This window comes from Pseudonocardia petroleophila, from assembly GCF_014235185.1.
GTDB classification, from domain to species: domain Bacteria; phylum Actinomycetota; class Actinomycetes; order Mycobacteriales; family Pseudonocardiaceae; genus Pseudonocardia; species Pseudonocardia petroleophila.
The window spans coordinates 1601742-1621787 of the sequence record NZ_CP060131.1; the positions used below are offsets into that span (position 1 = coordinate 1601742).

The 20046-nt window shown below is 74.2% G+C and carries 21 protein-coding genes; 14 read left to right on the forward strand and 7 right to left on the reverse strand.

Translation table 11 applies throughout. The annotated features are described in order from the left end of the window. The 7 genes from H6H00_RS08075 to H6H00_RS08105 all read left to right on the forward strand — a co-directional run bounded on the left by H6H00_RS08075 (nucleotide 1) and on the right by H6H00_RS08105 (nucleotide 7882). Nucleotides 1-1434 carry an FtsW/RodA/SpoVE family cell cycle protein gene (locus tag H6H00_RS08075; protein ID WP_379540067.1) on the forward strand — a complete coding sequence of 478 codons (1434 nt, stop codon included), beginning with the start codon at nucleotides 1-3 and terminating at the stop codon, nucleotides 1432-1434. A gap of 13 nt (nucleotides 1435-1447) precedes the next feature. Beyond that, entirely contained in the window at nucleotides 1448-2926 is a 1479-nt protein-coding gene (locus H6H00_RS08080) for a peptidoglycan D,D-transpeptidase FtsI family protein (protein ID WP_185720690.1), read from the forward strand. A 58-nt stretch (nucleotides 2927-2984) separates the two neighbouring features. Next, nucleotides 2985-4256, forward strand: a complete 1272-nt coding sequence (locus H6H00_RS08085; RefSeq protein ID WP_255425635.1) for a protein kinase domain-containing protein — start codon at nucleotides 2985-2987, stop codon at nucleotides 4254-4256. A gap of 106 nt (nucleotides 4257-4362) precedes the next feature. After that, a complete protein-coding gene (gene pknB / locus H6H00_RS08090; RefSeq protein WP_185720692.1) occupies nucleotides 4363-6288 on the forward strand; it encodes a Stk1 family PASTA domain-containing Ser/Thr kinase in 1926 nt (641 codons plus the stop codon). Between the two features lie 27 nt (nucleotides 6289-6315). Further along, nucleotides 6316-6951: an aminodeoxychorismate/anthranilate synthase component II gene (locus tag H6H00_RS08095; protein WP_185720693.1), complete on the forward strand. Its 636-nt coding sequence runs from the start codon at nucleotides 6316-6318 to the stop codon at nucleotides 6949-6951. Between the two features lie 152 nt (nucleotides 6952-7103). Further along, nucleotides 7104-7373, forward strand: coding sequence for a cell division protein CrgA (gene crgA / locus H6H00_RS08100; protein ID WP_185720694.1), 270 nt, complete (start codon nucleotides 7104-7106; stop codon nucleotides 7371-7373). 116 nt (nucleotides 7374-7489) lie between these two features. Then, nucleotides 7490-7882: a PH domain-containing protein gene (locus tag H6H00_RS08105; RefSeq protein ID WP_255425636.1), complete on the forward strand. Its 393-nt coding sequence runs from the start codon at nucleotides 7490-7492 to the stop codon at nucleotides 7880-7882. On the opposite strand, the gene H6H00_RS08110 is transcribed toward H6H00_RS08105, so the two are convergent. Genes H6H00_RS08110 through H6H00_RS08120 form a run of 3 tightly spaced genes read right to left on the reverse strand, consistent with a single transcriptional unit; the run spans nucleotide 7868 to nucleotide 10429 of the window. Next, nucleotides 7868-8728 (reverse strand): rhomboid family intramembrane serine protease, encoded by an 861-nt coding sequence (locus H6H00_RS08110; RefSeq protein ID WP_185720696.1) that lies wholly within the window; start codon nucleotides 8726-8728, stop codon nucleotides 7868-7870. The two genes, H6H00_RS08105 and H6H00_RS08110, sit on opposite strands and share 15 nt — an antisense overlap. A gap of 10 nt (nucleotides 8729-8738) precedes the next feature. Next, nucleotides 8739-9278, reverse strand: coding sequence for a peptidylprolyl isomerase (locus H6H00_RS08115; protein ID WP_185720697.1), 540 nt, complete (start codon nucleotides 9276-9278; stop codon nucleotides 8739-8741). Then, complete coding sequence (locus tag H6H00_RS08120; RefSeq protein WP_255425637.1) at nucleotides 9266-10429, reverse strand: alpha/beta hydrolase family protein; 1164 nt, start codon at nucleotides 10427-10429, stop codon at nucleotides 9266-9268. The genes H6H00_RS08115 and H6H00_RS08120 overlap by 13 nt, the downstream gene beginning before the upstream one ends. Nucleotides 10430-10555: 126 nt before the next feature. On the opposite strand from H6H00_RS08120, the gene H6H00_RS08125 reads away from it, so the two are divergent. Next, nucleotides 10556-11275 carry a hypothetical protein gene (locus H6H00_RS08125; protein ID WP_185720698.1) on the forward strand — a complete coding sequence of 240 codons (720 nt, stop codon included), beginning with the start codon at nucleotides 10556-10558 and terminating at the stop codon, nucleotides 11273-11275. Nucleotides 11276-11382: 107 nt separating this feature from the next. Further along, on the forward strand, nucleotides 11383-11793 hold the full coding sequence (locus H6H00_RS08130) for a hypothetical protein (protein ID WP_185720699.1): 411 nt from the start codon (nucleotides 11383-11385) through the stop codon (nucleotides 11791-11793). A gap of 91 nt (nucleotides 11794-11884) precedes the next feature. Here H6H00_RS08130 and H6H00_RS08135 read toward each other — a convergent pair whose 3' ends face one another. Next, complete coding sequence (locus tag H6H00_RS08135; protein ID WP_185720700.1) at nucleotides 11885-12211, reverse strand: putative quinol monooxygenase; 327 nt, start codon at nucleotides 12209-12211, stop codon at nucleotides 11885-11887. 108 nt (nucleotides 12212-12319) lie between these two features. Between H6H00_RS08135 and H6H00_RS08140 the strand changes: the two genes are divergently transcribed. After that, nucleotides 12320-13492: a luciferase domain-containing protein gene (locus tag H6H00_RS08140; protein WP_185720701.1), complete on the forward strand. Its 1173-nt coding sequence runs from the start codon at nucleotides 12320-12322 to the stop codon at nucleotides 13490-13492. A gap of 8 nt (nucleotides 13493-13500) precedes the next feature. Here H6H00_RS08140 and ligD read toward each other — a convergent pair whose 3' ends face one another. Then, nucleotides 13501-14502, reverse strand: coding sequence for a non-homologous end-joining DNA ligase (ligD, locus tag H6H00_RS08145; protein ID WP_255425638.1), 1002 nt, complete (start codon nucleotides 14500-14502; stop codon nucleotides 13501-13503). Between the two features lie 151 nt (nucleotides 14503-14653). On the opposite strand from ligD, the gene H6H00_RS08150 reads away from it, so the two are divergent. Then, nucleotides 14654-15091 carry an STAS domain-containing protein gene (locus H6H00_RS08150; RefSeq protein ID WP_185720702.1) on the forward strand — a complete coding sequence of 146 codons (438 nt, stop codon included), beginning with the start codon at nucleotides 14654-14656 and terminating at the stop codon, nucleotides 15089-15091. A gap of 121 nt (nucleotides 15092-15212) precedes the next feature. Next, on the forward strand, nucleotides 15213-15782 hold the full coding sequence (locus H6H00_RS08155; protein ID WP_185720703.1) for a hypothetical protein: 570 nt from the start codon (nucleotides 15213-15215) through the stop codon (nucleotides 15780-15782). A 4-nt stretch (nucleotides 15783-15786) separates the two neighbouring features. Here H6H00_RS08155 and H6H00_RS08160 read toward each other — a convergent pair whose 3' ends face one another. Further along, entirely contained in the window at nucleotides 15787-16203 is a 417-nt protein-coding gene (locus tag H6H00_RS08160) for an ATP-binding protein (RefSeq protein ID WP_185720704.1), read from the reverse strand. Nucleotides 16204-16408: 205 nt separating this feature from the next. Between H6H00_RS08160 and H6H00_RS08165 the strand changes: the two genes are divergently transcribed. Both H6H00_RS08165 and katG read left to right on the forward strand, forming a co-directional pair. Next, a complete protein-coding gene (locus H6H00_RS08165) occupies nucleotides 16409-16840 on the forward strand; it encodes a Fur family transcriptional regulator (protein WP_185720705.1) in 432 nt (143 codons plus the stop codon). A gap of 64 nt (nucleotides 16841-16904) precedes the next feature. Continuing rightward, nucleotides 16905-19085, forward strand: a complete 2181-nt coding sequence (katG, locus tag H6H00_RS08170) for a catalase/peroxidase HPI (protein WP_185722254.1) — start codon at nucleotides 16905-16907, stop codon at nucleotides 19083-19085. A gap of 76 nt (nucleotides 19086-19161) precedes the next feature. Here katG and H6H00_RS08175 read toward each other — a convergent pair whose 3' ends face one another. After that, the gene (locus H6H00_RS08175) at nucleotides 19162-19917 is read right to left on the reverse strand and encodes a GAF and ANTAR domain-containing protein (RefSeq protein ID WP_185720706.1); all 756 of its coding nucleotides are present in this window, start codon (nucleotides 19915-19917) and stop codon (nucleotides 19162-19164) included. Between the last annotated feature and the right edge of the window lie 129 nt (nucleotides 19918-20046).

Sequence of the window (20046 nt, forward strand, 5' to 3'; positions counted from 1 at the left end):
GTGGTCGGGCTGGGCACGAAGGGCGGGGCGCGGGAACAGGCGGGCCCGCCGACCGGCCGCACGATCGAGCTCGTGCTGCTCGCGTTCGCCGCGGTGCTCGTCACCGGCGCGCTGATCCTCGTCGAGGCCAACCAGGAGCAGACGCTCACCATCGACCTGCTGCTCATCGGCGCGGCCTACCTGGCGCTGCTGGTGGCGGCCCACGTCGCCGTCCGGTGGCTCGCGCCGTACGCCGACCCGCTGATCCTGCCCGCGGTGGCCCTGCTCAACGGGCTGGGCCTGGTCATGATCTACCGGCTGGACCTGGCCAAGGCCGACCGCGCCGTCGCACTGGGCAACGACCTGCCGACGCTGCTGTGGCCGCGCCAGGTCGCGTGGACCGGCGTCGGGCTCGTCCTGTTCGTCGCCGTGCTGTGGATCGTGCGCGACCACCGCAAGCTCGCGGCGTACGCCTACACCGCCGGGTTCGCCGGGCTGATCCTGCTCGCGCTGCCGGGCGTGCTGCCGTCGTCGATCTCCGAGGTCAACGGCGCGAAGATCTGGCTGCGCCTGGGCATCTTCTCCATCCAGCCCGGCGAGTTCGCGAAGATCCTGCTGATCATCTTCTTCGCGGCGTTCCTCGTGCAGAAGCGCGACCTGTTCTCCACCGCGGGGCGCCGCTTCCTGGGCATGGAGCTCCCCCGCGCCCGGGACCTCGCACCGCTGCTCGTGGCGTGGGCGTTCTCGGTCGGGGTGCTCGTGCTCGAACGCGACCTCGGCACGTCGCTGCTGTTCTTCGGGATCGTCCTGGTGCTGCTCTACACCGCCACCGAGCGCGTCTCGTGGCTGCTCATCGGGCTGTCCTTCTTCGCCGCCGGCGGGATCGTCGCCTACCAGCTGTTCGGACACGTCCGCACCCGCGTGCAGGTCTGGATCGACCCCTTCGCCGACTTCGACGGCGCCGGCTTCCAGATCGGGCAGGCGCTGTTCGGCCTGGGCACCGGCGGGCTCGGCGGCACGGGGCTGGGCGCGGGCCGCCCGGAGCTGGTGCCGTTCGCCGAGAGCGACTTCATGCTGTCCTCGCTCGGCGAGGAGCTCGGCCTGATCGGCCTCGCCGCGATCATGGTCATCTACCTGGTGCTGATCACCCGCGGCCTGCGCAGCGCGCTCGCCGTGCGCGACAGCTTCGGCAAGCTGCTGGCCACCGGGCTCGCGTTCACCCTCGCCCTGCAGGTGTTCATCGTCGCGGGCGGGGCGTCGAAGCTGATCCCGCTGACCGGCCTGACGCTGCCGTTCCTGTCCTACGGCGGCAGCTCCCTGGTCGCCAACTACGCGCTGGTGGCGCTGCTGCTGCGGGTGTCCAACGCCGCCCGCGCGCCGCTCCCCCGCCGCCCGGCCACGCCGCTGCCGCCCATCGCGGAGGCCGGCACCGAGCTGGTGGAGCGGCCCTCATGATCGGTCCCCGGCTGTGAACACTCCCGTCCGCCGCATCGCGATCGCCGTGATGGCGATGATCCTGCTGCTCATGGCCAACCTCACCTACGTCCAGGTGGTCAAGGCCGGCGACTACCGCACCGACCAGCGCAACCAGCGCGTCCTGCTCGCGGAGTACTCGCGCCAGCGCGGGCAGATCAGCGCGCAGGGCGGGCAGGTGCTCGCCCGCAGCGTCGAGACCGAGGGGCAGTACCCCTACCAGCGCGAGTACCCCGACGGGCCGGCGTTCGCGTCCGTCACCGGGTACTACTCGCTGGTCTACAGCGCGGGCGGCCTGGAGCGCGCGGCCAACGACGTGCTCAACGGCAGCGACGACCGGCTGTTCACCCGCCGCCTGTCCGACCTGATCACCGGCCGGGACCCGAGCGGCGGCAACGTCGTCACCACGATCGACCCGGCGGTGCAGCAGGCCGCCTACGACGCGCTGTCCGACGCCGGCTACACCGGTGCGGTCGTGGCGCTGCAGCCGGCCACCGGCGCGATCCTCGCGATGGCCTCGACGCCGTCCTACGACCCGAACCCGCTGGCCGCGCAGAGCGCGCAGACCCAGCAGGACGCCTGGGCGGAGTACACCTCGGCCGAGCCGCCGCAGCTCACCAACCGCGCGATCCAGGAGATCTACCCGCCCGGGTCGACCTTCAAGCTGATCGACGTCGCCGCGGCGCTGGAGAGCGGCCGCTACACCCCGGACAGCCAGCTCACCGCCGCGTCCAGCATCACCCTCGCCGACACCGCCACGCCGCTGCAGAACTTCAACGGCAACGCCTGCGGCACCGCGGCGACCGCGTCGCTGCGCGAGGCCCTGCAGCGCTCCTGCAACACCGCGTTCGCCGAGCTCGCCCAGCAGCTCGGCGAGCAGGCCATCCGCGACCAGGCCGAGGCGTTCGGGATCGGCACCGAGGACCTCGCCATCCCGATGGGCGTCGTCCCGTCCACGATCGGCGACATCGAGAGCACCGCGGCCCTGCAGCAGACGAGCATCGGACAGCGCGACGTCGCGCTCACCCCGCTGCAGAACGCGATGATCGTCGCCGCCATCGCCAACGACGGGCGCCTGATGGCCCCGTACCTGATCTCGGAGATCCAGGGCCAGGACCTGGAGACCCTCGACACCACCCAGCCCGACCAGCTCGGCCAGTCGGTGAGCCCCGCCGTCGCGCAGACGCTCACCGACCTGATGGTCAACAACGAGAACAGCTACCAGGGCGCCGGCAAGATCCGCGGCGTCCAGATCGCGGCCAAGACCGGCACCGCCGAGCACGGCACCGACCCCAAGTCGACGCCGCCGCACGTCTGGTACGTCGCCTTCGCGCCAGCGGAGAACCCGCAGGTCGCGGTCGCGGTACTGGTGGAGTCCGGGGGCGACCGCAACAACCTGGCCGCCACCGGCGGGGCCGTGGCGGCCCCGATCGGCCGGGCCGTGATCGGCGCGGCGCTGCGGGGGTCCCAGTGACGGGATGCGCAGTGACGGGGTGCGCAGTGACGGGGCGCGCAGTGATCGGCGGGCTCCGGTGAGGGCGTTCGCGGCCGGGGTGCTCATCGCCGACCGGTACCAGCTCGACCGGCGCATCGCCGTCGGCGGGATGGGCGAGGTCTGGGAGGCCTCCGACACCCGGCTCGGGCGCAGCGTGGCCGTCAAGGTGCTGCGGCCGGAGCTCTCCGACGACGAGGAGTTCCTGCACCGGTTCCGGATCGAGGCGCGCACGGTGGCGTCGCTGGACCACACCGGCATCGCCGCGGTGCACGACTACGGCGAGGACGACCCGTCCGACAGCGGACGGCGCACGGCCTACCTGGTGATGGAGCTGGTGCGCGGGGAGCCGCTGTCGGCGGTCATCGCCCGCGGCCCGATCGACACCGCCGAGACGCTGCGGATCATCGAGGAGACCGCCCGCGCGCTGCAGGCCGCGCACGAGCGCGGGTTCGTGCACCGCGACGTCAAGCCGGGCAACATCCTCGTCCGCACCGACGGCCTCATCAAGATCACCGACTTCGGCATCGCGAAGGCCGCCGACGCCGTGCCGGTCACGCGTTCGGGCATGGTGATGGGCACCGCCCACTACATCGCCCCCGAGCAGGCCAGCGGCGCCGAGGCCGGGCCGGCGGGCGACGTCTACTCGCTCGGGATCGTCGGCTACGAGTGCCTCGCCGGGCACCGGCCGTTCCGCGCCGACAGCGCCGTGGCCGTCGCGATGATGCAGGTGCGCGACGAACCGCCGCCGCTGCCGGACACGATCCCGCTGAAGGCCCGCGAGCTGATCGAGTCGGTGCTGGTCAAGGACCCGACGCAGCGCTACGCCACCGGCGGGGAGTTCGCCGAGGCCGTGGCCGCCGTCCGGCGCGGCGAGGCGATGCCGGTGCCGTCCGGGTTCACACCGCACGGCGGGTCGGCCGCGGTGGAGCCCCGCACCCGCCGCACCGCGCCCGTGCCGCCGCCCGCGTTCACGCCCGACGAGCGGTACGCACCCGACCGGTACCGGGCCGAGGAGCCACAGGTCGCCCACGACGACGACGCGGACCTCTACATCGGCGACCAGCCCTACACACCCGCCCGCCGGCCCGCGCCGCCGACGGAACCGCTGCGGCTCCAGCCCACCGCCGGGCCGGGTCGGGGCCTGCTGATCGTCCTGTTCGTCCTGCTGACCGTCGCCGCGGTGGTGTTCGGCATCTTCGTGCTCCGCGCTCTCGGCGGGGGCGACCCCGGCGCAGGTGCGGGGATCCGGGTCGTGACGTCCGTGGGGGCGGCGTCCGCCGGAATGATCGACAACGGAGTCGTCCGGTGAACCCGCACAACCCGCCGACCGGCGCTCCACGGGTCGTCGGTACACCCCGGACGCACACCCCGCCCGGCATGATGACCTCGTCCACCCGAACCTCCCAGAGGGCGCGATGACCACCCCCCGACTGTTGTCCGAGCGCTACGAGCTGGGCGAGACGCTCGGCTACGGCGGCATGTCCGAGGTCCACCACGGGCTCGACACCCGGCTGGGCCGCGACGTCGCCATCAAGGTGCTCCGCGCCGACCTCGCCCGCGACCCGCAGTTCCAGATGCGCTTCCGGCGCGAGGCGCAGAACGCCGCGGCGCTCAACCACCCCGCGATCGTCGCCGTGTACGACACCGGCGAGGTGCAGAGCGAGGTTGGGCCGCTCCCGTACATCGTCATGGAGTTCGTCGACGGCCAGACGCTGCGCGACATCGTCAAGACCACCGGTCCGATGAGCCAGCAGCGGGTGATCGAGGTGATGGCCGACGTCTGCGCCGCCCTCGACTTCAGCCACCGCCACCAGATCATCCACCGCGACGTCAAGCCCGCGAACATCATGATCAACAACGCCGGCGCGGTGAAGGTGATGGACTTCGGCATCGCCCGCGCGCTGGGCGAGGGCCAGAACGTCACGCAGACCGCGGCCGTCATCGGCACCGCGCAGTACCTCTCGCCCGAGCAGGCGCGCGGCGAGGCCGTCGACGCCCGCTCCGACGTCTACGCCGCCGGGTGCGTGCTGTTCGAGCTGCTCACCGGGGAGCCCCCGTTCACCGGCGACACGCCCGTCGCGGTCGCCTACCAGCACGTCCGCGAGGACCCGCGGCACCCGTCCGAGCTGAACCCGTCGATCCCCGCCGCGCTCGACTCCGTCGCGCTCAAGGCGCTGTCGAAGAACCCGGCCAACCGCTACCAGTCCGCCGCCGAGATGCGGTCGGACCTCGTGCGCGTCCGCAGCGGGCAGGCGCCGATGGCGCCCACGGTCATGAGCGAGGACGAGCGCACCGCGATGCTCGCCAGCCAGACCGGCCCGACGCGGCGGGTCAACGGCGGCGGCCGGCACACGATGCCGCCGTCGGCCCCGGCCTACTACGACGACGAGGAGCCGCGCCGCAACACCGGCCGGACCGTCGGGATCGCGGCGGCCGTGGCCGTCGCGCTGGCCCTCATCGGGTTCGTGGCGTACCAGATCTTCGGGGGTCCGGCGGCGCCGGAGCAGTTCGCGATGCCCGACGTCGTCGGGCAGGAGCAGGAGGCGGCGCGCACCGCCCTGATCAACGCGGGGCTCAACCCGACGGTCCAACCCGAGGAGTCCTCGGTCGAGGACCAGGGCCGCGTCGTGCGCACCGACCCGGTCGCGGCCACCCAGGTCGAGGAGCGGCGGGCCGTCACCCTGTTCGTCGGGTCCGGGCCCGCGGTGGCCGCCGTGCCCCCGTTGGCCGGCCTCTCGCTCGCCGACGCCCAGACCGCACTGGCCGCCCGGGGTCTCACCCTGGGCGAGCAGACGCCCGAGGAGACCACCGACGAGGCGCTGATCGACAGGATCATCCGCTCGACGCCGGCGGCCGGTGCGGACGCGCCCGGCGGGAGCGCGGTGGCCGTGGTCATCGGCACCCGGCCCACGACCGTCGCCGTGCCGTCGGTGAGCGGCCAGAGCCGCGAGCAGGCCACCCAGACGCTGGAGGCGGCCGGCTTCGAGGTCAGCGAGACCCAGGTCGACGGCGGCGGCAGCAACGGCGACGTGCTCGGCACCAACCCGGCGGCGGGCGCCCAGGCCGCACCGGGGTCCACCGTCACGCTGCAGCTCTCGCGCGGCAACCAGGCCACGGTGCCCAACCTCGTCGGGCTCGACCGCAGCGACGCCCTGCGCGCGATCCAGCAGGCCGGGATCAGCCTGGGCGACGTCGACCAGCGCGAGCGCGGCGTGAGCGACAGCTCGCAGGACGGCCGGGTCATCGAGCAGTCGATCGCCGAGGGACAGCCCTTCGAGGACGGCGACGAGCTCGTCATCACGATCGGCGACGCCGGCGGCGGATTCTTCGGCGGGAACTGAGTGGCGCGCCGGGGCACACTGGTGCCCATGCGCGTGCTCGTGATCGACAACTACGACAGCTTCGTCTACAACCTCGTCCAGTACCTGGCCCAGCTCGGGGCGGAGACGACGGTGCGGCGCAACGACGAGGTCGACCTCGACGAGCTCGGCGACGTCGACGGCGTGCTCGTCAGCCCCGGCCCGGGCGTGCCGGAGCGGGCGGGCGTGAGCGTCGAGGCGATCCGGCGCTGCGCCGACCGCGAGGTGCCCCTGCTGGGCGTCTGCCTGGGCCACCAGGCCATCGGGGTGGCGTGGGGCGGGGTCGTGGAGCGGGCGCCCGAGCTGCTGCACGGCAAGACGTCGCTCGTGCACCACGAGGGGGCCGGCGTGCTCGCCGGGCTGCCCGACCCGTTCGTCGCCACGCGGTACCACTCGCTGTCCATCCGGCCCGACACCCTGCCCGCGGAGCTGGAGGTCACCGGCCGCACCGAGAGCGGCGTGATCATGGCGGTGCGGCACCGGTCGCTGCCGATCGAGGGCGTGCAGTTCCACCCGGAGTCCGTGCTCACCGAGTTCGGTCACCGCATGCTCGCCACCTGGATGGCCGGCGCGGGCCATCCCGCCCCCGAGCCGCTCGTGGAGGCCCTGACCGCGGAGACGGCGGCCCTGAGCGCCCGAGCCTGACGCCCGGCCGCTGCGCGAGCCGCGCGGCCGCGGTGCGGCGACCGCCGGGAGCGGGGAACAGCGGGAGTGCTGGTGGAAGCCGTGCGCGCGATAGCCTGGGCCCAGAGTCCGGTGCGGTGCGCGCCGGAGACGCCGTCTCACGAGGTCTGCAGATGCCCAAGAGCAAGGTCCGCAAGAAGGCCGCCTACGTCCCGCCCCCCGGCGACAAGCGGACGACCACGCCGGTCAAGGTCAAGGGCCCCACGAACCCGATCTACGTCGCCGTCTTCCTCGGTCTGATGCTGCTCGGGCTCGTCTGGCTGGTGGTCAACTACCTGGCTGTGGACTACATCCCGTGGATGGCCGCGCTGGGCCCGTTCAACTTCCTCATCGGCTTCTCACTCATCGTAATCGGGCTTCTGATGACGATGAGATGGCGCTGAGCAGCGGAAATACATGACTGTAAGTAGTCCCCAGTGTGGACAAGTGCTGTGGACAAACTACCGTGAGTGATCATGGATCGGCCGTTCGGACCTGGAGTCCGGCGGCCGGACTGGTCGTGCTCGGGTGGCTCGCCGCGGTCGCCGCGACGGCGTGGTGCGTCCTGCTGACGACCTCGGGGGCCGATCCCACGGGCCGCCTGCTGGCCGGCTGCGCGGCGGCCGGGCTGGCCCTCGCCGCCCTGTACGGGACGCGCGCCCGGCCGCGCCTGCGGGTCGACGCCGACGGCCTGACCGTCGGCGGGCTGCTGCGCGCCCGGCACCATCCGTGGCCGCTCGTGCAGGGCGTGCGCGTGCTGCGGACGCGCCGGTTCGGCCGGGAGAGCTCGCTGCTGGAGGTCGACACCGTCACCCCCGACGGCGGCGAGCGGCTGCTGCTGTTCGGCCGCCTCGACCTCGGCGCCGATCCCGAGGACGTGGCCCCCGAACTGCTGGACCTACGACCCCGCTAGCACCGCGCCCGCGGTGATGACGACCAGCAGGACGACGGCGATCGCGGCCAGTCCCCCGGCCTGCAGCGGCGTGCGCCGGGCCGGCGGGGCGTAGACGAGCACGGCGGTGGCCGCGGCGCCCGCGAGCAGGCCCCCGACGTGGGCCTGCCAGGAGATGCCGGGGACGAAGAACCCCAGCGCGAGGTTGACCACGAGCAGCCCGACGACCTGGTTGAGCGGCCTGCGCAGCCGCAGCAGGGCGACGGCGAGCCCGCCCATCAGGCCGAACACCGCCCCGGACGCACCGGCCACGTACTCGTCCGGCCCGTAGAGCAGCATCACCGCGGCCGCACCGCCGAGCATCCCCAGCAGGTAGACGGCCAGGAACCGGCCGCGGCCGAGCAGGGTCTCCATGTCCCGGCCGATCACCCACAGCGCGAACATGTTGAACGCGATGTGCAGCGGGCCGATGTGCAGGAAGCCCGAGGTGACGAGCCGCCACCACTCCCCGGCGGCGACCGTGCCCGGCGAGAGCGCCCAGTCGACGAACAGCGCCGAGCGGAAGTTGGACGCGATGCCGCCCGCCTGCACGGCCGTGACCGCGAAGGCGAGCAGGTTGAGCACCACCAGGGCGGGCACGACCACCGGTCGCGCCCCCGGGACGGCGCCCGCGACGGTGGTGCCGCGGCGCACCTCCCGCTGCCCCTGGTGGACGCAGTCGACGCACTGGTGCCCCACCGACGCCTCCCGGAGGCACTCCGGGCACGCCGGACGCCCGCAGCGGGTGCAGGCGAGTCCGGTGGGCCGGTCGGGGTGGCGGACGCACACCGCCGGAGCTCCGGCGGGCGGGCCGGCGGGGTACGTCACGGCGCGTCGCTCAGGAGATCTCGATCTTCTGGATGACGACGTCGGTCAGCGGCCGGTCGGACCGGTCGGTGCTGGTGGCCGCGATCGTGTCGACGACGGCGCGCGAGTCGGCGTCGGCGACCTCACCGAAGATCGTGTGCTTGCGGTTGAGGTGCGGCGTGGGGCCCACGGTGATGAAGAACTGCGAGCCGTTGGTGCCGGGTCCCGCGTTGGCCATGGCCAGCAGGTAGGGGCGGTCGAACTGCAGCTCCGGGTGGAACTCGTCGCCGAACTGGTAGCCGGGGCCGCCGCGGCCGGTGCCGGTCGGGTCGCCGCCCTGCAGCATGAAGCCGCTGATGACGCGGTGGAAGACCGAGCCGTCGTAGAACGGGCCGGAGTCGCCGCCGCTGGCGTTGGGCTGGCTGTAGTCGCCCTCACCCGTGGCGAGCCCGACGAAGTTCGCGACCGTCTTCGGCGCGTGGTCGGGGAAGAGGGTGATCACGATGTCGCCCTCGGAGGTCCGCAGCGTCGCGGTGTTCTTGGCGTTGCCTGGTTCCGTCACGCACCCCATCGTGCCAGCACGTCGGAGAGGAAGGTCGTCACGGTGCCCTCGTAGGCGGCCGGATCGGCGTTCCAGGCCGCCGTGTGCTCCGGTCCGGCGACCTCCACGTACCGCAGCGGCCACCCCAGTCCGGGTGCCGCGGCGGCGAGCGCGCGGCTGGCGGTGACCGGCACGGAGGTGTCGTCGTCGGTGTGGAAGAGCAGCGTGGGGGGCCGGACGGCGGGGGGCCGCCGGGCGAGGTCGAACCGGCCGAAGTCGATCCGGATGCGCCGGCTGGTGATCGCGGCGGCCAGCGGCGTGAGCCCGGGCGGCAGCCTGCGGTTGCGGGCCTGCTGGCGCAGGGTCGCCATCCAGTCCACGAGCGGCGCGTCCCAGACGACGGCGGCGACGGTCCCCGCCTCCGTCGAGCGGTCCAGGAACGCCCCCGTGATCGCGCCGCCCATCGACCACCCGTAGAGCACGATCCGCCGGGCGCCGCGCGCGCGGGCGAACCGCACCGCGGCCTCGACGTCCTCCCACTCGGCGTCGCCGAGGTGGTCGCGGCCGTCGGGGCTGGCCGGGGCGTCGCCGTCGTTGCGGTAGCTGACGACGAGCACCGACAGGCCGAGCGCGTGCAGCGCGGGCAGCACCCGCAGCGCCTCGCGCCGGGTGCCGCCGCGCCCGTGCACGGCGATCACCCAGGTGTCGACGTCCGGGCCGTCGCCGGCCGGGGACGCCGGGCCGGGGACGAGCCAGGCGGGCGCCGGGCCGAGCGGGGTGTCGACCTCGACGTCGGAGTAGCGGTGGCCGCGGGCCGCCGGGTCGTCCCAGGGGCCCGTGTCGAGGACGGCGGCGGTGCCGACGACGGGCACGTCGCCGCCGACCAGCGGGCGGACCACGCGGCCGTCCGCGACCGTGTCGACCGGCCCCATCCGGGCCAGCCCGCCGACCCAGCGCAGGCCCCACGTACCGGGCTGGCGGGTCAGGCGCGACTCCGCGAGCGTCACCGTCGTGGCGCTGACCGCGAGCACCTGCTCCGGATAGACCAGCTGCCGGCGGGTGTCGAGCAGGACCCCGGAGTAGAACCAGCCGATCCCGCCGAGCGCGGACCCGATCCCCACACCTGCGCCTGCCGCCGCGAGCCTCGCCACCACCGTCACGGTGTCGATGATGTCCGACACGCCGGGGTTCTCGCGATGCCCACCATAACGAGTGAAAGACGATGACGGCCACGTTAAGTGCACAACTGGTTGCAGAACGTTTCGTTATCCGGTCTGACAACGATCGCGTCTGAAGGGACTTCCCGCATGAGCAGCCTTGCTCGGCGCAGCCTGCGCACCACCGCCGCAGCGGCCGGAATCGCCGCACTGGGCGTGGGCCTCGCCGGCCACGCCTTCGCCGCCCCGGAGCTCCCGGAGCTCCCCGGAACCGACGGCCTGCCCGCCCTGCCCGAGGCCCCGGCCGCCCCCGGCGCCGACGCGGCCCCCGGCGACCTGGCCGCGCCCGGCCTCCCGTCCGCCGAGGGCTGGAGCGTCCCCGGCCTGTTCAACGTCGAGATGCCGTCCGTGAACACCGCCGCGCCGGAGCTCCCCGCCGGTGACGCGTTCGCGCTGCCCACCCTGCCCGTCGACGGCGGCAAGGGCGGCGGCCTGCCCGGGCTCCCGGGGCTCCCCGGGCTCCCTGCCCTGCCCGGCACCGACGGCCTGCCCGCCCTCCCCGGCACCGACGGCCTGCCCGCCCTGCCCGGCACCGACGGCCTGCCCGCCGCACCCGCGCTGCCGATCTCGGAGGGGCTGCCCGAGGCCCCGGCCCTGCCCGGCGCCCCGGCCCTGCCGGAGGCCCCGTCCACCGAGGGCATCGTCAACATGGACGGTGGCTTCGACCAGGTCAGCGGCCCGACCCCGGACGGCGTCGGCCAGAACCAGGTCGGCGCGCTCGCTGCGGCCGACATGGCGAAGATGATGCTCGAACTGGCGCAGAGCGCCGCGGCCGGCGAGTCCGTCACCCAGAACCAGCAGATCGGCTGATCCACGCCGGACTCGACGGCCCGCTGCGCAACGGTGCGCGGCGGGCCGTTGTCCGTTTACCCCGCAGGTCATCGACCCGACGACCCCCGCTGCACGACAGTCGTCGCATGACCACTTCCACCGCGTCCACCGCCCCCACGACCTCCGACGCCCCGCTGCGGCTCGCGCTGCGGATCGACGCCACCGCCTCCGGCGCGCTGGGCGTGCTCGCCCTCGCGGCGACCCCGCTGCTCGTCGACCTGCTCGGCCCGCCCGCCCCCGTGCTCGTCGGGGTCGGCGCCTTCTTCGTGGTGTTCGCGGCCGGGCTGCTCGTGCTCGCCGCCCGCCGCCGGATCCCGCGGCCCGCCGCCCGGACGGTCGTGGTCGGCAACGCGGCCTGGGTGGTCGCCAGCGTGCTCGTCGCCGTGCTGGCCGGGCAGGTGCTCACCGGGCTCGGCGTCGCCGTCGTCCTGGTCCAGGCCGGCGCGGTCGCGGTGTTCGCCGAGCTGCAGCGGCGGGGCCTGCGCCGGATGGGCTGAGGATCAGCGGACCGGGGTGCAGCCCCGGGGCGCGGGGCGGCCGGCCCGCCGGGCGCGGCGGGCCGGCCCCACCCGCGCGGGACCGGGCACGTCAGCGGGGCGTGATCTCGCCCATCGGGCCCCAGCCCTTCACCTGCTCGTCGTCGACGTACATGATCTGCGGCTGCCGCGAGACCAGGTCGGGGGCCTTCTCGACGAAGTCGGCGAAGTGCGCGGTCTTGGTGTGGGCGCCACCGGCGTCACCGTCGCGGAAGCACTCGATGGTGACGAAGTCGAGCGGGTCCGTCAGGCCGCGCGACCACTCGAAGAAGACGCAGCCCTCCTCCGCGTTGACCGCGGCCGCGTAGGACTCGGCCAGGGCCAGCCATTCGTCCACCTTCTCGGGGCGGATCGGGAACTTGACGTTGATCAGGATCATGCGGCACATGCTAGTGACGGGGCCCCTGTTCCACGTGGAACGTCCCGGGATGAGACGCCGTATCGAACTGAGACCGGCCGACCCGGCGCCCGCCTCTACCGTGGCGCGATGGGTGACCAACGCCTCGCCGGACCGGCCGACATCCCACTGGTCGCGCGGTGGGGCACCGAGCATCCGGCGGCCCCGCTCGTCGTCGCCCTGCACGGCCGCGGCACCAGCGAGCACTCGCTGATCGAGATCTCCCCGTGGCTGCCGCACGGCCCCGTCGCGTACGTCGCGGTGCGCGGGCCCCTGCAGCTGGGCAGCGGCTACGCGTGGTTCACCGACACCGGGGACGAGCCGCCCGACGCCGACGACCTGGCCCTGACCTGCCGGTGGTTCCTCGACTGGCTCGACACCGAGGGCAACCCGGACCGGCCGGTGCTGCTCATCGGCTTCCGGGAGGGCGTCACGTTCGCGGGCGCGCTGATGCTCACCGCCCCGGAGCGGTTCGCCGGGGCCGGGCTCATCTACGGGGCCCTGCCGCTCGACTCGGGCCTCAAGACCGACCGCGGCGCGCTCTCCGGGATGCCGGTCTTCCTCGCCCACGGCCAGGACGACGTGCGCACCCCGGCTCCGCTGCTCGCCCGCACCTGGGACTGGCTGGCGAAGGAGAGCGGGGCGCCGCTGTGGGCGGAGCGCGAGCCGGGCGGGGACCAGCTCGTCGGGGCCGTCGTCGGGCACCTCGGCACCTGGCTCGGCGACCGCCTCGACCACATCCGGGCCCACGGCGAGAACCCGCTCCCCGACGGCGACGAGCCGCCGTGGCCGACCGTGCCCGGCGGCCGCCTCCCGGTCCGCGGCGGGCCCCCGCCCGAGGTCACGACCACGACCCCGCAGAGCCAGGTGACGCAGACCGCGCCCGCCGCGCTGCAGGAGGAGCTCTGGACGCGGCTCACCGCGCTCGACGCCGTGACCACGGCCGCCGCCACCGTCGGCCCGGAGGGCACGCGCTCGCTGCTGCTCGACCGCACCGCCGCCACCGGCCCCGACTCCGCGTACCTGCTCCCCGACCTGGGCGAGTTCGCCCACCTGCACCCCGACCCCGACGGCAGCCTGCACGCCGCGCTGCCCGACGAGCTGGCCTACGACGCGATCGCGAAGGGGTGGGCGGTGCCGCACCCGCTCGCGGGGGTGCGGGTCCACTCGGGGACGGTGCTGGTCCCCGGCCCGCGCGACGCGGGCGAGGTCGACGTGGTCGCGGGGATCGTCGCGGCGGCCCACCGGCACGCGACGGGCTGATCCGGGAGCTACGCGCGCGGGACGCGCGGGAGCAGCACGATCTCGTCGGGGTCCCGGTCCGGGCGCAGGCCGCGCCACACGGCGTGCCGGAGCCGGTGGTCGTGGGTGAGGGTGCGGTACTCGACCTCCCCGACCAGCACGGGGTCCACCCAGTGCGCGGGCCGGGCGTACTCGCGCGGCACCTCGTCGGCGTCGAACGGGCTGGTGTCGCGGTGCAGCGGGGCGAGCCGCGCGTGCAGGTCGCGCAGCACCGCGTCGGTGAACCCGGTGCCGACGTGGCCGAGGAACCGCAGCCGGCCCGCGCCGTCGTGGGCGGCCAGCAGCAGCGCCCCGACGCCGCCCGCGCGCCGCCCCTCCCCCGCCGTCCAGCCCGCGACCAGCACCTCCTGTGCGGACAGCAGCGCGGTCTTCACCCACGCCGACGACCGCCTGCCCGGCTCGTAGCGGGACGCGCGGCGCTTCGCGACGATCCCCTCCAGCCCGTGCGCCCGCGCCACCTCCAGCAGCTGCACGGCCGGCACGTCGGGGACCGAGGGCGGGACCTGCACGCCCGGCACCTCCCCCAGGCCGAGCTCGTCGAGGCGGCCGCGGCGCACGTCGTAGGGCTCGCGGAGCAGGCTCTCCCCGTCGATCTCGAGCAGGTCGAACACGTACAGGGCCACCGGCACCCGCTCCACCACCTCGGGGGCCGGGTGGCGCAGGTGCATGCGGTGCTGCAGCAGCCCGAAGTCCGGCCGGCCGGCCCCGTCGAGCGCGACCAGCTCCCCGTCGAGCACGACCGACCGGCCCGCGGCCCAGCCGCCGACGGACCCGGCGCGGACGAGCTCCGGGTACCCGGCGGTCACGTCGTTGCCGTTGCGGCTGGTCAGGGTCACGCCGTCGGGGGTGCCGGCGACGATCGCCCGCACCCCGTCCCACTTGAACTCCACCGCCCACCCCGCCGTGACCACCGGCGCGGCGCCCGCGGTGGCCAGCATCGGCCGCAGCGGCGCGGACGGCGGGGGGACCATGTGCCCACCCTGCTCGCCCGGCGCACCCGGCACCAGCCGCCGACCCGATCGGGGCCGCCGGGTCGCCGACCCCGCCCCCGTCACCTACGGTGGGCCGCGGTTGAGACCCCAGCCACGCCGTGCCCCATCCCGAGAGGAACGAGGGCGGACCGTGACCGGGTTCTCTCCGGCATCCCCGCAGCGCCCATCATCGCAGCGCCCGTCATCACAGCGCCGCTGCCTGTTCGACGTCGCGGCGAGCGGCGTCGACGGCCGATTCGACGTCGTGCCGGCCGGCGAGCTCGACGCCGCCTGCGCGGATCGGTTCCGCGGTGTCCTGCACGAGTGCGCCGCGGCCGGCGCCGCGCTCGTCGTGGTCGACCTGGCCGGGCTGCGGCTGCTGTCCGCCGCGGGGGTGGCGGTGCTCGTCGACGCCCGCGAGGTGCTCGACGCGTGCGGGGCCCGGCTGGTCCTCACGCGCGCCACCCGGGCCGCGACCCGGGTCCTCCGGCTCACCGGGCTGGACGTCCTGCTCGGCGATCCCGGTGACGCCGACCCGGTGCCCCGACCGCGTCCCGGTCGGGTCGCCGCCGGGCCGGAACGGGCTTAGCGTGGGGTCGGCGGCCGCATCCACCGGCGCCCTCCCCGACCGGCGATCCGCCGGTCCCCACCGGCGTTCCGCCGGGCACCGCACGCATCTCCGTGCGGACTACTGAGAGCAGATCCTCCTGATGAGCAACGACAACACCCTCGTCCGCAGCCTGCACGACCTCGGCCTGAGCGCCTGGTTCGGCGGCTCGCTGATGGGGGCGGTCGGCGTCAACGGCGCGGCCGACGACGTGCACGACCCCACCGAGCGGCTGCGCGTCGCCAGTTCCGGATGGGCCCGCTGGGCGCCGGTGAACGCGGCGGCGATCGGGGTCCACCTCATCGGCGCGGTGGGCATGCTCTCGGCCAACCGCGAGCGCGTCCGCCGCGAGCCCGGCGTCGGGACGTCCAGCGCGGTCAAGACCGCCCTCACCGTCGCCTCGCTCGGGGCCACCGCCTACTCCGGGTGGCTCGGCTCCCGCACGGCGAAGGGCGTCGGCGCGCCGGCCGCGGGCGGCGTCACGCCCTCATCGGGCACCCCCGACGACGTGGCCGACGCCCAGCGACAGCTGCGGGTCGTGCAGTGGGTGCTCCCGCTGCTCACCGGCGCGCTCGTCGTCGTCAGCGCGCTGCAGGGCGAGCAGCAGCGTCCCCGGGTCCGGGCCGGCGCGCTCGCCCGCTCGATCCAGGACCGGGTCGCCGCCGCCGTCTGACGGATCAGGTGCGCACCCGCATCCGGACGGTCGAGCCGACCGGTCCGGGCTCGATCTCGAGACGGTCGGTGAGGTGGCGCATCAGCCAGAGGCCGCGTCCGCGCGGCTGACGCGGGTCGGGCGGTGTCCGGCCCGCGTCCTCGTGCAGCGGGGGCCCCGCCGGGCTGCGCACCTCGACGACGAACGACGCGCCGTCGGTCCAGCAGCGGACCGTGCCGCTCCCGCCGCCGTGCTCGATCGCGTTCGTCGCCGCCTCGTTGACGGCGAGCACGAGGTCCTCGACCCGGTCCGCCGCGAGCCCCGCCGCCGCCGCGCCCTCCCGCGTGACGTGCCGCACCGCCGCCAGCCCGTCGGGACCGAACGACAGGACCGGCCCGCCCGGCACGGCGGTGGCCGGGTCGTCGCTCAGGGCTTCGCTCATGACGCACGGACCTCGTCTGCCCTCGTCGGGCGATCGTCGCGGCCCGGCGGCCCGGCGCAGGGCGGAACGGACCGTCGCCGGGGTCCGGGGCGATGGGAGGAGGGTACGGGCCCGCCCCCTCGCACGCCCGCCGAGACCGTGCCCCGGCTGTCGCAGACTGAGACTGTTCTTGATTGATTCCAGAAACAGGGCCAGACTCGGACCCGTGCCGACACCGGAGTTCGAACGCCTGCTGCGCGGGGCCGCCCTGCGCGTCACGCGTCCGCGGCTCGCGGTGCTCTCCGCGGTGCACGACCATCCCCACGCCGACACCGACTCGATCCTGCGGGTCGTGCGCGAGGATCTCGGCGAGGTCTCCCACCAGGCCGTCTACGACGTGCTGCGCGCGCTCACCGCCGCCGGCCTGGTCCGTCGCATCCAGCCGCAGGGCTCCCGGGCGCGCTACGAGTCGCGGGTCGGGGACAACCACCACCACCTCGTGTGTCGGTCGTGCGGCGTCATCGCCGACGTCGACTGCGCCGTCGGGACCACCCCGTGCCTGACGGCGGCCGACGACCAGGGCTTCTCCATCGACGAGGCCGAGGTCATCTACTGGGGCCTGTGCTCCACCTGCTCCACCACCACAGCCATCCACTGATTACGGAAGGACCCCCGTGACTGACGACCAGCTCTCCGCTGATCACGAGACCGTCGAAGCCGACATGAACACCGAGCAGGCCGGCGGCTGCCCCGTCCACGCCGGTCGCATGGGGCACCCGACCGAGAGCGCCAGCAACACCGACTGGTGGCCGAACCAGCTCAACCTGAAGATCCTGCGCAAGCACCAGCCCGCGTCCGACCCGTTCGGCGGGGAGTTCGACTACTCCGCGGCGTTCGCCAGCCTCGACCTCGACGCGCTCACCGCCGACGTCGACGCGCTCATGACGGACTCGCAGGACTGGTGGCCCGCCGACTTCGGTCACTACGGCGGCTTCATGATCCGCATGGCGTGGCACAGCGCCGGCACCTACCGGGTCGAGGACGGCCGCGGCGGCGCCGGGGCCGGCATGCAGCGCTTCGCCCCGCTGAACAGCTGGCCGGACAACGGCAACCTGGACAAGGCGCGCCGCCTGCTGTGGCCGATCAAGAAGAAGTACGGCAACAAGATCTCCTGGGCCGACCTCATGGTCTTCGCGGGCAACCGCGCGCTGGAGACGATGGGCTTCACCACCTTCGGCTTCGCCGGCGGCCGCGCCGACGTGTGGGAGCCCGACGAGGACGTCTACTGGGGCCCGGAGCGCACCTGGCTCGGCGACGAGCGCTACACCGGTGACCGCGAGCTGGAGAAGCCCCTCGGCGCCGTCCAGATGGGTCTGATCTACGTCAACCCGGAGGGCCCGAACGCCAACCCGGACCCGCTGGCCTCGGCCCGCGACATCCGCGAGACGTTCGGCAGGATGGCCATGAACGACGAGGAGACCGTCGCGCTGATCGCCGGCGGCCACACCTTCGGCAAGACCCACGGCGCGGCCGACCCCGACCAGTTCGTCGGCCCCGAGCCCGAGGGCGCCCCGATCGAGCAGCAGGGCTTCGGCTGGAAGCAGGGCTTCAACGACGGCAAGGGCCGCAGCGTCATCACCTCCGGCCTGGAGGTCACCTGGACCTCCGAGCCCACCAAGTGGACGAACAAGTACTTCGAGAACCTGTTCGCCTACGAGTGGGAGCTGGAGAAGAGCCCCGCGGGCGCGTGGCAGTTCCGGCCGAAGGACGGCGCCGGCGCCAACACCATCCCCGACCCGGAGACCGGCGAGCTCAACCGCTACCCGACGATGCTGGTCAGCGACGTCGCCCTGCGCGTGGACCCGATCTACGAGCCCATCTCGCGGCGGTTCCTGGAGAACCCGGACCAGTTCGCCGACGCGTTCGCCCGCGCCTGGTACAAGCTGACCCACCGCGACATGGGCCCGATCCAGCGCTACCTCGGCCCGCTCGTGCCGCAGGAGGAGCTGCTCTGGCAGGACCCGATCCCCGCCCGGGGCGACTACACCCTGTCCGACTCCGACGTCGCCACCCTCAAGGCGTCGATCCTGGACTCGGGCCTCACCGTCGCGCAGCTGGTGTCGGCCGCGTGGGCCTCGGCCTCGACGTTCCGGATCAGCGACAAGCGCGGTGGCGCCAACGGCGGCCGCATCCGCCTGCAGCCGCAGGTGGGCTGGGAGGCCAACGACCCCGACGAGCTCGCCCAGGTCATCCGGACCCTGGAGGGCATCCAGTCCTCCTTCGGCAAGGAGGTCTCCTTCGCCGACCTCGTCGTCCTCGGCGGCGTCGCGGCCGTGGAGAAGGCGGCGAAGGACGCCGGCCACGACGTGGCCGTCCCCTTCACCCCGGGCCGGAAGGACGCCACGCAGGAGCAGACCGACGTCGACTCGTTCTCCTACCTGGAGCCGACGTCCGACGGGTTCCGCAACTACCGCGGCAAGGGCCACCGCCTGCCGGCCGAGTACCTGCTCGTCGACCGGGCGAACCTGCTCAGCCTCAGCGCGCCGCAGATGACCGTCCTGGTGGGCGGCCTGCGCGTGCTGGGCGCGAACACCGGTGGGTCCACCGCGGGCGTCCTGACCGACCGGCCGGGCACCCTGACCAACGACTTCTTTACCAACCTGCTCGACATGGGCACGCAGTGGTCGTCGGTCGGCGGTGACGAGGACTCGTTCGAGGGTCGCGACGCCAGTGGCGCCGTGAAGTGGACGGGTACCCGCGCCGACCTGGTCTTCGGCTCGAACTCCGAGCTGCGGGCCATCGCCGAGGTGTACGCGAGCGACGACGGCGGGGAGAAGTTCGTCCACGACTTCGTCGCGGCGTGGGACAAGGTCATGCAGCTCGACCGCTACGACCTCTCCTGATCGCGCAGGTCTGATCCGCCGACAGCCCCGACCGGTTCCGCCGGTCGGGGCTGTCGGCGTTCCGTTCCCGGCGCTCTCAGCGGGTCCGGGGCGCCGGGCGGGCCGCCGGGAGCCCGGCCGGGTCGAGCTCCCGGTCCACGATCCGGCGCGACACCTCCGCCAGGCGCGTGTTGCTGCCCCGGGCGTACCCGCGCAGCAGCGTGAAGGCCTCGTCCATCGCCAGCCCCGTGCGCTGGGCGACGACCCCCTTGGCCTGCTCGATGACCACCCGGCTGTCCAGCGCCGACTGCAGCTGCTCGTTGAGGACCGCGCCGCGCCGGATCGCCCGCTCGGACAGGATCCCGATCGTCGCGACGTCGGCGAGGGCCTGCCCCAGGACCAGGTCCGGCTCCGGGAGCGGGCCGGGGATCCGGTGGAACAGGGCCAGCACGCCGACGGCCTCCCCGCGCAGGCGCAGCGGGAGCGCGTGCACCGACCGGAACGCCCCGGACCGCTCGACGGCCGCGGTGTACGCGGGCCAGACCACCGTCCGGTCGGCCAGGTCGGGGACGCGGACCTGCCGGGCGGAGCGGTAGCACTCCAGGCACGGTCCCTCGTCGGCCTGCAGGGCCAGCAGCTCCATCGTGGTGGCGTCCTCGCTGGAGGCGGCCACCACGCGCAGCTCGTGGCGCGCGTCGGCGAGGAGCAGGCCGGCCGCGTCCGCCGCCAGCAGGTCCACGCAGTGGCCCACCAGCCGGCCGAGCAGGTCGACGACGTCGTAGTCGTCGACCAGGCTGTCGGCCAGCGCGACGAAGGCCCGGCCGACCTGCTCCTCCCGGTCGACCCGGCTCACCCGGTGTCCTGCACGTCGCCGGGCCGCGCCCGGGTCCAGCTGGTCATGCCGTCCGTCCGTCCGTTCGCGCACGGCGCGGAGCCGTGCGGATGGCCGCCGGGGGCTGGGGCGGTGGAGATCGTTGCTCTC

Coding starts and splice junctions, on each gene's coding strand:
- pknB (WP_185720692.1), top strand. CDS start 4,363: ATGACCACCCCCCGACTGTTGTCCGAGCGCTACGAGCTGGGCGAGACG.
- H6H00_RS08095 (WP_185720693.1), top strand. CDS start 6,316: ATGCGCGTGCTCGTGATCGACAACTACGACAGCTTCGTCTACAACCTC.
- crgA (WP_185720694.1), top strand. CDS start 7,104: ATGCCCAAGAGCAAGGTCCGCAAGAAGGCCGCCTACGTCCCGCCCCCC.
- H6H00_RS08115 (WP_185720697.1), bottom strand. CDS start 9,278: ATGGGGTGCGTGACGGAACCAGGCAACGCCAAGAACACCGCGACGCTG.
- H6H00_RS08125 (WP_185720698.1), top strand. CDS start 10,556: ATGAGCAGCCTTGCTCGGCGCAGCCTGCGCACCACCGCCGCAGCGGCC.
- H6H00_RS08130 (WP_185720699.1), top strand. CDS start 11,383: ATGACCACTTCCACCGCGTCCACCGCCCCCACGACCTCCGACGCCCCG.
- H6H00_RS08135 (WP_185720700.1), bottom strand. CDS start 12,211: ATGATCCTGATCAACGTCAAGTTCCCGATCCGCCCCGAGAAGGTGGAC.
- H6H00_RS08140 (WP_185720701.1), top strand. CDS start 12,320: ATGGGTGACCAACGCCTCGCCGGACCGGCCGACATCCCACTGGTCGCG.
- ligD (WP_255425638.1), bottom strand. CDS start 14,502: ATGGTCCCCCCGCCGTCCGCGCCGCTGCGGCCGATGCTGGCCACCGCG.
- H6H00_RS08155 (WP_185720703.1), top strand. CDS start 15,213: ATGAGCAACGACAACACCCTCGTCCGCAGCCTGCACGACCTCGGCCTG.
- H6H00_RS08160 (WP_185720704.1), bottom strand. CDS start 16,203: ATGAGCGAAGCCCTGAGCGACGACCCGGCCACCGCCGTGCCGGGCGGG.
- katG (WP_185722254.1), top strand. CDS start 16,905: ATGAACACCGAGCAGGCCGGCGGCTGCCCCGTCCACGCCGGTCGCATG.